Annotated in this window: 12 protein-coding genes and 2 pseudogenes; 8 read left to right on the top strand and 6 right to left on the bottom strand. The window is 60.8% G+C overall.

The genetic code is table 11. The features are described from left to right. The 3 genes and pseudogenes from A4G99_RS03025 to A4G99_RS03015 form a co-directional block, all read right to left on the bottom strand. On the bottom strand, positions 1–923 hold a 923-nt coding region (locus A4G99_RS03025), incomplete at its 3' end, for an ABC transporter permease (RefSeq protein WP_342764442.1). Next, positions 920–1,937, bottom strand: a pseudogene (locus A4G99_RS03020) (ABC transporter ATP-binding protein). The gene A4G99_RS03025 and the pseudogene A4G99_RS03020, both read right to left, overlap by 4 nt. 254 nt (positions 1,938–2,191) lie before the next feature. Continuing rightward, complete coding sequence (locus A4G99_RS03015; protein ID WP_066139277.1) at positions 2,192–2,710, bottom strand: hypothetical protein; 519 nt, start codon at positions 2,708–2,710, stop codon at positions 2,192–2,194. A 221-nt stretch (positions 2,711–2,931) separates the two neighbouring features. Here A4G99_RS03015 and A4G99_RS26815 point away from each other — a divergent pair, with 221 nt between their 5' ends. The 4 genes from A4G99_RS26815 (at position 2,932) to A4G99_RS26810 (ending at position 6,264) form a co-directional block, all read left to right on the top strand. Beyond that, positions 2,932–3,849: a helix-turn-helix domain-containing protein gene (locus A4G99_RS26815; RefSeq protein ID WP_066139274.1), complete on the top strand. Its 918-nt coding sequence runs from the start codon at positions 2,932–2,934 to the stop codon at positions 3,847–3,849. Between the two features lie 81 nt (positions 3,850–3,930). Continuing rightward, positions 3,931–5,166 carry an MFS transporter gene (locus A4G99_RS03005; protein ID WP_066139271.1) on the top strand — a complete coding sequence of 412 codons (1,236 nt, stop codon included), beginning with the start codon at positions 3,931–3,933 and terminating at the stop codon, positions 5,164–5,166. A 146-nt stretch (positions 5,167–5,312) separates the two neighbouring features. Beyond that, positions 5,313–6,104, top strand: a complete 792-nt coding sequence (locus tag A4G99_RS03000; protein ID WP_223301666.1) for a DedA family protein — start codon at positions 5,313–5,315, stop codon at positions 6,102–6,104. After that, positions 6,058–6,264, top strand: a complete 207-nt coding sequence (locus A4G99_RS26810) for a hypothetical protein (RefSeq protein WP_223301665.1) — start codon at positions 6,058–6,060, stop codon at positions 6,262–6,264. Before A4G99_RS03000 ends, A4G99_RS26810 begins: the two co-directional genes overlap by 47 nt. 9 nt (positions 6,265–6,273) lie before the next feature. On the opposite strand, the gene A4G99_RS02995 is transcribed toward A4G99_RS26810, so the two are convergent. Next, the gene (locus tag A4G99_RS02995; RefSeq protein WP_066139269.1) at positions 6,274–6,684 is read right to left on the bottom strand and encodes a hypothetical protein; all 411 of its coding nucleotides are present in this window, start codon (positions 6,682–6,684) and stop codon (positions 6,274–6,276) included. A gap of 261 nt (positions 6,685–6,945) precedes the next feature. Between A4G99_RS02995 and A4G99_RS26805 the strand changes: the two genes are divergently transcribed. Then, positions 6,946–7,242, top strand: coding sequence for an FAD-dependent monooxygenase (locus A4G99_RS26805; protein WP_223301664.1), 297 nt, complete (start codon positions 6,946–6,948; stop codon positions 7,240–7,242). Beyond that, positions 7,206–8,171 (top strand): FAD-dependent monooxygenase, encoded by a 966-nt coding sequence (locus A4G99_RS02990; RefSeq protein WP_223301663.1) that lies wholly within the window; start codon positions 7,206–7,208, stop codon positions 8,169–8,171. The genes A4G99_RS26805 and A4G99_RS02990 overlap by 37 nt, the downstream gene beginning before the upstream one ends. Positions 8,172–8,192: 21 nt before the next feature. Here A4G99_RS02990 and nadE read toward each other — a convergent pair whose 3' ends face one another. Both nadE and A4G99_RS29345 read right to left on the bottom strand, forming a co-directional pair. Further along, a complete protein-coding gene (gene nadE, locus A4G99_RS02985) occupies positions 8,193–8,774 on the bottom strand; it encodes an NAD(+) synthase (protein ID WP_342764441.1) in 582 nt (193 codons plus the stop codon). A gap of 64 nt (positions 8,775–8,838) precedes the next feature. Beyond that, a pseudogene (locus A4G99_RS29345) lies at positions 8,839–8,943 on the bottom strand (hypothetical protein); the annotation flags it as partial. Between the two features lie 331 nt (positions 8,944–9,274). Here A4G99_RS29345 and A4G99_RS02980 point away from each other — a divergent pair. Then, a complete protein-coding gene (locus tag A4G99_RS02980; protein WP_066139265.1) occupies positions 9,275–12,154 on the top strand; it encodes a bacterio-opsin activator domain-containing protein in 2,880 nt (959 codons plus the stop codon). Positions 12,155–12,287: 133 nt separating this feature from the next. Then, on the top strand, positions 12,288–12,431 hold the full coding sequence (locus tag A4G99_RS25010; RefSeq protein ID WP_150123015.1) for a rubrerythrin-like domain-containing protein: 144 nt from the start codon (positions 12,288–12,290) through the stop codon (positions 12,429–12,431). The last annotated feature ends 1 nt before the right edge of the window (position 12,432 follow it).

The following is a 12,432-nucleotide window of genomic DNA, read 5'->3' as shown; positions in this document are numbered from 1 at the left end:
ATGTACCTATATTTGTACGCGAACTGTAAAATACGGCTTTGGATTACGGGCTCGACGCCCGATTCAAGAATCGGACCGCGATTACCCCGAGTACGAGGCGAGCCGCCGAGAACGGCCAGCGCCGGAACCACCGTATTCCAGACGCCACCGAGTCCCGACATGGTGAGGACGTTCGACACGTCTTGGTTCAGCATCAGTGCGCGGGTGGCGTCGATACCGTACGTGAGCGGGTTGATTTTCGCCACCGTCTGCACCCACGCGGGGAGCGAACTGATCGGGAGGAACGCGCTCGAAAGGAAAAGCATCGGGAACTGGAGTATCATCATCGCGACGATGGTTCCTTCACCGTTGCCGGTGGCGACGGCGACGATGTTCGACAGCGCCGCGAACCAGATCGAGAACACCATCGCAACAATCAGGATACCGAGTACGCCCGCCAGACCGGTTGCGACGTACGTGCCGACCGAACCGCCGGTATCGAGCCACACGAGGACGTACCCGAGGACGAGGATGATGAGCGTCTGCACGACGATTCTAACGACCTCGGAAAGCGACTTCCCGAGCAACATCCCACCCCGATGGATCGGCGAGACGAGGATCTTATCGAACATCCCGGTCTCCATGTCGTCCGTCAGTCCGGTACCCGACGAACCGGCGGCGAAGAACGCCGATTGAATCACGATTGCCGGGACGAGGTACGTGACGTAGTTGATGTTCTCGCCGAGGGACTGCGCCAGTGCACCGCTGGTGGCATCCCCGAACACCTGTGAGAACAGGACGAGAAAGATGATGGGTTGGAACAAGGTGAATATCAGCACCATCGGGTCACGGGTCGTCTTGATGAGCCAGCGCTTGAGGATGATCCAGACGTCGACGACGAAGCTATTCCCCGTCGTCGGGACCGTTCGTTCGGTGGTGCTCACGGGCTGACCTCCGGTGCGGCGGACGCGCCGTCCGTGTCAGTTCCCGTCGTGGCCTCGTCCACGTGTTCGCCGGTGATGGCGAGGAACACGTCGTCGAGCGTCGGCGACCGAACGTCGAAGCCGACGACCGTGAAACCGGCGTTCCGTAGCGCGAGCAGGAGGTCGGTGCCGTTACGCCGCGCGTTCTTCGCGGTGAGGGAGATTCCGTCAGCGGTCGTTTCGATGGTCGCGTCGGCGAACAAGCCGGATTCGATCGCGACCCGACGGGCACACGCCCGTTCCTCGTCGTTCGATTCCTCGATCGTGATATCGAGGGCGTCGGCCGACGCGCGATTTGAGCGCTTGCGGGGAATCGGTCGCGACGATTTTCCCGCCTTGAATCACCGACAGACGGTCACAGAGTTCGTCGGCCTCCTCCAGATACTGCGTCGTGAGGAACACCGTGGTTCCCTGTCGGTTGATCTTTCGGAAGTACTCCCACAGGCTGATTCGCGCCTTCGGGTCCAACCCCGTCGTGGGTTCGTCGAGAAACACCAACTGGGGTCGGTGAACCAGCGCGGTCGCCACGTCGAGCCGTTTTTTCATGCCGCCGGAGAACCGCTCGGAGCGTTTGTCCGCCACGTCCGCGAGATCGACGAGTTCGAGTAACTCGTTCACGCGATTCGTCCGCTCATCACGTGGAACGCCGTACGCCTCGCAGGCGAACCGGATGTTCTCCCGTGCGGTGAGGTGTGGGTCCACGCTGGTCTCCTGGGCCATGTAGCCGATGGACTGGCGGACCGCCCGTGATTCCTCGTCCGTGTCGAATCCGTTGATCCGCACCGTTCCCGACGTCGGCCGTAACAGCGTCGTCAGCGTCTTTATCGTCGTGGTCTTCCCCGCCCCGTTCGGACCCAAGAAGCCGAAGAACTCCCCTTTCGGTACCGTGAGATTCACTCCTCGGACCGCTTCCGTCCCGTCCGCGTACGTGAGGCGGACGTCGTCGGCCTCGATCATATTCGAATCGTTACTCATTTTGTCGTCTCCACTCTCGCCTGAGACGTACATATATTTAAATATACTGTATGATGTACGCTCCAAACGTACTTCTATCTTTGAGACGTACTCCCGTCCAACTGACCGAGCACTGCTCAAGAAAAAACGGTTTCCGTAACGCGGTCCCAAGCGTTCGGGAGTCGAATCACGGGAGTCGAATCACGGGATTCCGGACGATCGACGCACGACCGCCGGTTCGAGTGTGCGGATGTGCGCTCGAATTTATCCCGGAACTATTGTCGCGACCGGAACCGTCCCTGATCGTCGTCGCCGAACCGAGATCGTGGATGTCTCCCCGTGCCGTGCCGGTGACGGAGGTGGTTACAGGCGGCGTGAAATCCGTCGATTCCCTCGGGTTCGCCCCCGCGGAACCGACTCCACTTCGCCCGTGCGAACGGTCCGCGGGCGGCCATCAGTGCCTTGCGCCGTGTGGCAGGGGAATGGTCCGCGTCGAGGTATCGACGGAGGCTGTCCACTCCGGATCGGAGGGACGACAGTGCTTCGACTTCGTCGGTGAAGGTGAGGTGAACGGCGAAGCCGTCGTCCTCGGGACGTACCTCGACGTCACGAATCAGCAGGTCGTTGGCGTCGGCCCATTCGTCGAAGCCCTCGGGCAACGTCGTTTGCTCGTCGAAGGAAATGGTTATCGTCTCGTCGTCGTGCTCCACATCGGCGACCTCGGGACGGTCACGCACGTCCTCCACGATGTGTTCGATTCGGTCGTCGTCGGTATCGGGTGCCCAGTTTGTCATCAGTTCGTCCTCGTTCCGTGTTCTCCTTCCACCGCAGGAAGCGCGGTCATCGACAGTTCGGTCGTCGGCGTGGTGTTGCTCATCTCGGCATCGCCATCCATACGTGAAGCGTACACGTATTTATGTCTTTCGCAAATGTACGTTTTGAACGTACGATCTGTGTCTGGGGTTGTCGAGAACGCTCCCAATATCGCTATGCCGAAACGTCCCCAAGGTAGCCCATGAGCGACCCGTTTATCCACGAAGCCGAACCTCACGAGGTGTTTACGTCCCTTTCCGACGGAACTCGCCTCACGATTTTACAGACGCTTTGGGAGGGCGACGATTCCGGAATGACGTTTTCAGAACTGCGAACCGCCGCCGGGGAACGGGAATCGAGCGGGTTCAATTATCATCTCGGAAAGCTCGTGGGTCGGTTCGTCACCAAGGAGGAAGCGGAGGGTACGTATCGGCTCACCCAAGCGGGCAAACACGTCTGCGGTGCGATTGCGTCCGGAATATACACGGCACGGGGTACGCTCGACCCGGTCGAATTGAACGACCAATGTGAAACGAGCGGAGACCGATTGCGAATCGAATACGAAAGCGAAACCATCCGCATCGGCTGTGACTCCTGTTCCTCGTGTCCATCCGGATGGAACGTCCCAGCACCACCGTCCGTCTTTTCAGGGTACGACCACGACGCGATTCCCGCGGTCGTGGACCGATATATCCGAACGATATCACGAAACGCTATCAATGGCTTCTGTCCGTACTGTAACGGTCGGATGCAACCGACGGTGCGACCGTCGGAGCCGACGAGTACGTCTCGACGTCAGCGACCGAATCCGAAGATACCAGCCATTCCCGTGGCGAACCGGTGGTCTCGTTCGAGTGTCAACGATGCGGTGCCGATGCCGGACTTGCGCTCGACCACGCCCTTTTGCTCGCAAATCCGACCGTCTCTAATTTCTACCGCGAACACGGAATCGTCGTCCGAGAGCGTGCCCGTTTGGAGATTTTCGGAGTTTTCCCCCGAGAGGGTGACCGTCGTTAACCGAACTCCGCTCCGGGTGGACGTGACGTTTCGAGTCGATACGTCGTCGCTGACCGTCCACGTCGACGAGACGTTCGGCGTCTCCAGTTCTGACGGCTGCTGAACAGAACGACTATTTTGTTCCTCCGCCAACAGAAATATCGTTTGGATTACATTTATGGCTGCCCTGCGAGTGGTTCGAGTGATGCGAGAGCTCTTCCGAAACCCGACGTTCCGACGGCTGTTTTTCGGTCGAATCGTCACGAACGCGGGCGACAGTCTCTACTACATCGCGGCGATGTGGCTCGTCTACTCCCTCACTGACTCGACGTTCTACACAGGTCTCGCGGGTGCGTTGGTCCTCCTTCCGCAGACGTTTCAGGTCCTCACCGGACCGCTCGTCGACCGATGGAGCCTTCGGCGAACGCTGTTGGGAACCCAACTCGTTCAATGTGTGCTCGTTCTGGCCGTACCGCTGGCGGTCGTCACGGATCGATTCGTGGTCCCCACGGTGCTTCTCGTCATTCCGATTGCCGGGCTGGTCAACGAAATCGTCTATCCCGCGGAGAGCGCTGCACTCCCTCGAATCGTCGAAACGAACGAGTTAGTCGATGCGAATTCGGCGTTCTCCTTCGCCTATGGCGGAGTGGATTTCCTCTTCAACGCCGTCGGCGGTGTACTCATCGCACTCGTCGGTCCGGTTTGGCTGTATCTCATCGACTCCGCCACGTTTGCCATCGCTGCCCTCGTCTTTGCCGATATTCGCGTTCCTACCGCGGAGCGATCGAACAACGAGCCATCGTCATCGGCAGTCGGTGATTACGCCGGGAAACTGCGTGAGGGTATCCGGTATATCCGAGCTACAGTTCTCGTCCCGATTCTCGTCACCTTCGTCCTGTCCGGTGTCGCGGCCTACGCGACGATTGCAGTACTTCCCGCTTTCGGGAAAGCACACGGCGGGGCAGGGACGTACGGGATGTTCCTCGCCGGACTCTCCGCTGGACGGTTGGTCGGGGCTCTCGCGGCGCCGAAACTCGAACGGATACCGATACATCTGCTCGGTGCGGTCGGCTACGGCCTGGGCGGTGTTGCATGGCTCGCCGCGGTTCGGGTTCAGTGGATACCGTTATCGACGGTCCTCGTCTGTCTCGCGTTCGTTCCGATCGGTGTCATGGACACGATACTCATCGCAATGATCCAGTCGCTCGTTCCCGACCACCTCCTCGGACGTGTGACTGCCGTCGTGTACAGCGTCACCGGCATCGCAAAACCGGTCGGTTCCCTCCTCGGCGGAATGCTCGCCGCAACGATCGGACTCGATTTCGTAATGGTCGGGGTGACCGCCGGGTTGTTTTCGATGGCGATTTTTTGGGCCGCTCATCCGCTTCTCCGACGCGTTCCGGCGATACACGAGATGGATCCTGACGCGTACGGATTCTGACCGACGCAGTCCCAGTGAGCGAGTGGTCAGCGTCGTCGTCTTCGAATGGCTTTCCCACGTAACCGGCCGACACTTCTCCCGCGAGAACCCCGGATCGTTGGCGCTACCAGTAAGTTGATAGCCGTTCTAACGCTAGATTCGCTCGAATGTTTGACTGGGTGACTCACGCCGTTCTCTCGTTCGTCTCCGACTACGGCTATCTCGCCGTCTTCGTGTACATGGCGCTCGAAACGGGGTTCATCCTGCATTTCGCACCCAGCGAACTCGTCGTCCCGTTCGCGGCCACGCAACTCGTCCACGATCCGTTTTCCTTCGGCCTCTTCGTCCTCGACGCGACGCTCGGAGCGACCGTGGGGAGCGTCCTCGCGTACTACGTCATCGGAAAGAACAGCGAGTACGTCCTCGGTCGCTGGGGCTATCTCGTCCACGTTTCCGACGACGATATTCAGCGCGGCCAACGGTGGTTCGGGCACTGGGGCGAGAGTTCCGTCTTCTGGGGTCGGATGTTGCCGTTGATGCGTGCCGCCATCTCTATCCCCGCCGGAATCGCCGAGATGGATCTCCGAAAGTTCGTCACCTACTCCGCCAGCGGCGCGTTCGTCTTCAACCTCCTGCTGACGTTCCTCGTGTACAGCGGTTCAGGAGAAACCTCCCCGCTCGGCTTGCTACTCTCTAAGGTCTCCGAAGAAGTCACCGAGGTCGTGACGTACGTCCAGGTCCATCCGCGGGTCGGCCGTCGTCGTCGGTGGCATGTTCGTCCTCGCGCTGGCCGGTCTCTGGCTCTCCCGGAATTACATCCGCGAAAATCCGGTCGTCTCCCACCGCATCATCCTTCGGATTCTCTGTGGGAGCGGTACCCTCGTCGGCGTGCTGTTCCTGCTCGGCGCGACGGTGACGCCGCTCCAGTCGTTTCACGCCATCACGAGCATCTGGGATAACCCGCTCTTTTTCACCCAGTTCGGGCTATCACCACAGTTCGCGCTGCTCTCCACCGGACTCGTCTTCTGTGCCAGCGCACTCGTCCTGTTCGAAATCGGGAAACGAATTCCGGTCGAGCACCTCATCCGACGTTTTAACGCCGGGCGGTCCTCGTTATGACACCGACACCTACAGCACCGAATCGGCGACTGTCGCACTGATGGTCGTAAAGAGACTGGTGACGAGGATCGCTTTCAGCGTCGTTCCGAGCGTCGCCCCGTAGAACGACGGTTCCCGAAAGAACACCACGATGGCCGTCGCCGTGAGTCCGGAAACGACGAATAGGGAGACGAGGCGAAGCGGTACCCCACCGACCGTTCGTTCCCGCTCGACGTCGTGGGTCTGGTCGGCGGAGTAGAGCCCCAGATAGGCGATTCCGGAAACGAGTACGAGGGTCAAGAGAACCCGAACCGTGGACATTTGCTCGCTGACGAGCCACACGTCCGGCGGGATGATGAACCCGGCACCGAGGATCAACGCTCCGAGGAACTGCTGTGCGACATCGGCGAGTCGAAAGCGATTCAGTTTCGTTCTGACCACGCTCGTTCGGAATCTGCCGCACCTCGACCCATAGGTGTAGCGATGTTCACTCCGGAGTTCCGCCGCTCGTATCGACGGTCACCACGTTTCGCACGGAGTATAATCCAAATAGGATTATACCGTCCCGGAAACCTTTTGTCTTCGTTTTCGGAATCCCCATCCGATGATCTCCTTCCCTTCACAGCCGTCCCTTCCGGTCCACGTCCGTCGGTTTCCCGAAACCGGACGTGTCGATATCGTTCCGTCCGTGGGGCCACAGCGATGACCGACGAGTTGGCGGACGTGGTGATCGTCGGTGCTGGTCCGGCCGGTGCCGTCCTCGGCTATCTGCTGGCCAGAAGCGGCGTGGAAACGGTTCTCATCGAACGCCAGCGGACGCTCGACCGGGAGTTCCGCGGGTACGGGTTTCGCCCGCCGCTTCCGCGTCTCTTCGCCGAGATGGACCTCCTCGATGCCATCGAGACCTCCCTCACGAGGTTATCACCCGGGGAACCGTCGTCGCCTACGGCAAATCGTATCCGGTGTTCGACTTCGACGAGCGCTACGTCCTCCTGTTGAAGCAACCGCCGTTGCTTCGCCTCCTCATCGAACGTGCACGGGAGTACGACACCTTCACGTTTCACAGCGGAACGACGTTCGACGGTTTCCTCCGTGAAGACGGTTCGGTCGCGGGGGTTTCCGCGACGTCCCGCCCGAGCGGTGAGTCGCTCGAAATTCGAAGTCGGTTGGTCGTCGGCGCAGACGGCCGGTTCTCGTCCACCCGAAAGGTCGCCGGAATCGACTCGGGAATGAACGAGACGGGGACCGAGGTGGTGTGGTTTCGACTGCCGTGTGCGGCGGCGGACTTCACGACGCACATCCGGGTCGAGGACGAGGGCGTCCTGGTGTACTCCCCGCTGAGCGAGCGTGAATCCCAGTACGGGTTGCTCATCCCGAAAGGCACCTATCCAGCCCTGCGCGACCGCGGTATCGCCGACTTTCGGGAGACGGTTTCGGCCATCGAACCCGCCCTCGACGGCGATATCGACGAATATCTGACCTCGTTCGACGAGTGTTCCCTACTCTCCATCCGCTCCGATCTTGCGGAACGATGGACCGACGACGGCTTCCTGCTCGTCGGTGACGCCGCCCACGTCGCCTCGCCGATCGGTGCCGAAGGGAACAACTTGGCGATTCAGGACGCGCTCGCCGCACATCGCCTGCTCACGCCCGTCATTCGTCGCGGTGACGGTCCGCTTCCGGAGCGACTCCTCCGACGCGTCGAGCAGGTCCGTCGCCCCGCAGTGGAGGAGACGATACGTGCCCAGCAGTCGCGGGGTGATGGCCTTTCGTCGCTCCTCTCGTCGCGCGACCGTATTCCCGACGCGCTCGAACCGACCTTGCTACGAGGTGGGGCAGCGCTGATGAGCCTGCTGGCGCGGCTTCCGAGTCGTTCCTCGACGGACGAAAACGAGACCTCGGTCGATCGAACGCTCTTCGTCGACTGACCTGTTGGCCCCTTTTGGTCCTTATCGAACTCGATCGACGGGTGCGTCGAGTGCGGGCGCGAATCGTCGCTCGATTTCCGACTGCTCGTAGAGGGCGATGATCGACTCGACGGTCTCCTCCCCGATGCCGACCAGTTCGGCCGTCCGTCCCGGCGAAACCGGTCCGTCGATGGTCAGCGCGAGGACGGAGTCGATGGTATCGTAGCTAGCACCGAGGTTCTCCTCGTCGGTTCCCGCGGCACCGATTTCCGGACTCGCCTTCCGTTCGACGATCCGGTCGGGGACGCCGACGTGGGCCGATAGCTGACGAACTTGACGCTTGTACAGGTGGAGGATCGGTTGGCAGTCGACGGCCGCGTCGCCGTACTTGTCGAAGTGGCCGGTCAGCCATTCGCTCCGATTGCTCGTCCCGACGACGACGCCGCTCATCTCCATCCCGTTCAAGTACTCCACGAGCGTCCGCGTTCGGACCGCCGTTATGTCGCGTTGGAATCGCCCGATCCGGTCGTCGTCGTCTCCGTGGTCGGGAAGCGCGTCCGTTATCGCATCGACTATCGGCCCTATCTCCACGCCGTCGTAGTCGATGCCGAGGTCGTCGGCCACGCGCCTCGGTGTCGCTCATCGTCTCGTCGCTGCTCACTTCGCTCGGCATCACGACGCCGTAGACGTTCTCGGTTCCCAGCGCTTCGACGGCGAGATACGCGACCAGCGTGCTGTCGATTCCGCCGGACAGGCCGACGACGGCGGTATCGAGTTCGCGCGTGACGCTCATGCGCTCCTCGTCACGGTTCACGTGTTCCTCGATGAACGACAGGATTCGTTCGTGCTCGGCTTCGAGTTCCGCCTCGGTAAATCGCACGTCGAGCGGTTCGTCGGCGGTTCGTACCGTCTGGTTCGATGCCATACTCGACCGTTCGTTCCCCTCGCCGGAGTTTCTTTTCATTGCGGAAGTAATGAATTATTCTTCCCAAACAGATTGGAACCGTACGCAGTCAGTGGAATCCGTGTGAGATCGTTAACGTCTCTGACGTGACACCGTCCTCGTCCTCTCGCTTCGCCTGTGGACCAACGTGATTTAACCGTTGCTCGTCTCACATCCGACGATGGATCCGACACGACGTTCCGCCGATCCACCCCTGGATGTGGAACCCATCTCAGTACTCGTAGTCGGCGATCCGAACCGGAGACGCTCCCTCGTCTCCGGACTCTCGGACGCCGAGGGCGTTCTCGTAACGACCGCCGTGCGAGGCCGCGACGGATACGAGTGGCTCTCGTCTCAGCCCGGCACTGTCGATTGTATCGTCTGTTCCCTCGACTTGCCGGATATGTCCGGTGTGAGCTTCCTCGAAACCGTTCGAGCCGCTGATTCCGATATTCCCGTGGTGCTTCTCGCTTCCGACGGCGACGAATCCGTGGCGAGTAGCGCGGTCGCCGCCGATGTTACGGAGTACATCCCGATCGACGACGACCCTTCGTTGACCGACGACCTTTTCCGACGTATCAGGAACGCCGCCGTCGAATTTCGTACGAACCGAACCCGACGCCATCGTGCACGTCAGTTCGATGCGCTGTTCGACGATCCACGGGCGTTCATGTGGGTCGTCGCTCCGAACGGAACACTTCGACGGGCGAACCGTACCGCCCGTGCCTTCCTCGACGCTTCGATGGAGTCGGTTCTCGAAACGCCGTTCGCCGACTCCCCCTGGTGGCGAGATTCGGAGACGAACTCCGACGAGATCCGAAACGCCGTTCGAACGGCGAGGAACGGCGATATCGAGCGGTTCGAGACGGCGTTCGAGGGTCCCGATGGCCGTATCGACCTCGACGTTTCGTTCCGCCCGGTCACTGATCGCGACGGGACGGTGGTGAGTGTCGTCGTCGAGGCACTCGACGTGACCGAACGCGCCCATTTGGAACGTGAGCTTCGGGAGTCGGAGGAACTCCACCGGGTTACGCTCAACAACATGACCGACACCGTTCTGGTCACGAACGACGCTGGCGAGTTCACCTACGTCTGTCCGAACGTACACTTCATCTTCGGTTATTCGGTCGAGGAGATCCGGAGCCTCGGTAGTATCGATGCCCTCCTCGGTGAGGACTTGTTCGACCGGGAGACGCTCGACTCAAACGGGCTCCTCACGAACATCGAGTGTACCGCGACGGATAAAGCGGGACGCGAGCACACGCTTCTCGTCAACGTCAAGCGGGTCTCCATTCAGGGTGGAACGACGCTTTACAGTTGCCGCGACATCACCAAACGAAAGGCGCGCGAGCGTGCGTTGACCGCACTCCATCGCACGAGCCGTGACCTTCTCTACGCCGAAACAGGACGGGAGATCGCCACGCTCGTCATCGACGACGTGACCGATATCTTCGACGTCGACGACTGTGCCATCTACCTCTTCGACACCGACGCGAACGAACTGTGGCCCGCCGCAGCGACGGATGCTATCGAATCCGCTTACGGAACGCTTCCGACGGTTCGTCTCGACGAATCCAGCACGCTCGGTCGGACGTTCGTCGAGCAGACGACGTTCGCGTTCGACGACGTGACCGACTCCGACGTGTTCTCCCGAACCGCCATCGAGCAGCAAAGTGGGCTTTTCATCCCGCTTAGTAATCACGGCGTCTTCGTGGCCGCGGACGAACGTGGGACGCTCGACGAAGTAACGAGGGAGATCATCGACCTCCTCGCGGCGACGGTCGAAGCGGCATTGGACCGCATCGAGCGTGAGGACGAACTCCGCGAACGCGACCGGGAACTCCAGCGTCGCAATCGACAGCTCTCCCGGTTGAACCGGACGAACGGGATCATTCGGGAGATCGACCGTGCGCTCGTTCGTGCGGACTCGCGCGAAGAGATCGAAGCCGAGGTCTGTGAACTACTGACCGCCAGCGATCGATTCGATTTCGCATGGGTCGGTGACCGTGACCCAGGTCGGAGTTCGCTCGAACCACGCGCTTGGGCGGGTGACGATAGAGGGTATCTCGACGCCGCCGACTTCACGGCTTCCGGCGACCCCGCAGGTCGAACGGCGGCAACGGATTCCGTGACCGTCGTTTCGAACGTGGCGAGCGGTTTATCGGGGGAACCGTGGCGACGGGAAGCGATCTCGCGCGGATTTCAATCGATAATCGGCGTCCCATTGAACCACGGGGATGTCGCCTACGGTACGCTGACGGTGTACGCCAGTCGCCCGGATGCGTTCGACGACAGGGCGCGGGTCGTCCTTTCCGAACTCGGAGAGACCATCGCGTCGGCTATCCAGACCGTCGAGCGAAAGCGGGCGCTCGTGAGTGACACCGTCGTCGAACTCGATTACGAGATAACGGACTCCAACTGTGTTCTCCGTGTGCTCTCACAACGGGCTGACTGCTCCCTCGAACTAACGGGCGGCGTCCGCGAATCCGACTCCGGTGTTCGAATCCTCGTCACCGTCTCGGGTCGTTCCCCAGCAGACATCGTGGCGAGTGCGGACTCCGTCGTCGCCATCGAATCCGCGCGCGTCGTCTCCACCGACACCGACGGCGGATTGGTACAGTTGACGCTCACGTCCCCGTTCATCGCGACGAGGTTGGCCGAATCCGGAGCGACGCTCGAACGCCTCCACTCCGATGGTGGCGACACGACTGCGACGGTGTCCGTTCCCTCACCGGTCGCGGTTCGGACCATCGACGAGGTCTTCTCGGACGTATATCCGTCGTCCGAACTCGTCGCCCGACGGAAGCGAGAACGACAACCGGTCACTTCCAACCAGTTCCGAACGCGATTTCTGTCCGATATAACTCAACGGCAACTCGAAGTCGTCCAGACGGCGTACTACAGCGGTTACTTCGACTCCCCACGGACGAACGACGGAGCGGCCGTCGCCGCCATGCTCGACATCTCGTCAGCCGCGTTCTACGAACACATGCGGAAGGTACAGCGAAAGCTCCTCGCAACCGTCTTCGACCGAATCCCTTCGATTCCGGATGGTGGTTGACTATCTAGGCAAGCTTGTAACGTAATGGCTCTCTATTCAACATCCGATTACTTCTCCCGTCGCAAAAATTGCATCACGTGGCGACGAGCGGTCGGTATCACCGTCCGTGCGTCGTCGATTGGAGGAACTCCTGATGAGAGATGTAGACTACGACCCGACGACGGAATCGGAGTACGAATGTCCGCGATGTGGCGCTATCGTGACCGCGGCGCATCATCCCGGGGCTTGTGATGACTGTAACGTTCACCTTCGCAACCGACGGACACCACTCGAATGAG

Source organism: Haladaptatus sp. R4 (genome assembly GCF_001625445.1).
Taxonomy (GTDB): domain Archaea; phylum Halobacteriota; class Halobacteria; order Halobacteriales; family Haladaptataceae; genus Haladaptatus.
The sequence above is the reverse complement of the archived record's forward strand: the minus strand, read 5'-3'. Positions and strand labels throughout refer to the sequence as shown.

Coding starts and splice junctions, on each gene's coding strand:
- A4G99_RS03015 (WP_066139277.1), bottom strand. CDS start 2,710: ATGACAAACTGGGCACCCGATACCGACGACGACCGAATCGAACACATC.
- A4G99_RS26815 (WP_066139274.1), top strand. CDS start 2,932: ATGAGCGACCCGTTTATCCACGAAGCCGAACCTCACGAGGTGTTTACG.
- A4G99_RS03005 (WP_066139271.1), top strand. CDS start 3,931: ATGCGAGAGCTCTTCCGAAACCCGACGTTCCGACGGCTGTTTTTCGGT.
- A4G99_RS03000 (WP_223301666.1), top strand. CDS start 5,313: ATGTTTGACTGGGTGACTCACGCCGTTCTCTCGTTCGTCTCCGACTAC.
- A4G99_RS26805 (WP_223301664.1), top strand. CDS start 6,946: ATGACCGACGAGTTGGCGGACGTGGTGATCGTCGGTGCTGGTCCGGCC.
- A4G99_RS02980 (WP_066139265.1), top strand. CDS start 9,275: ATGGATCCGACACGACGTTCCGCCGATCCACCCCTGGATGTGGAACCC.
- A4G99_RS25010 (WP_150123015.1), top strand. CDS start 12,288: ATGAGAGATGTAGACTACGACCCGACGACGGAATCGGAGTACGAATGT.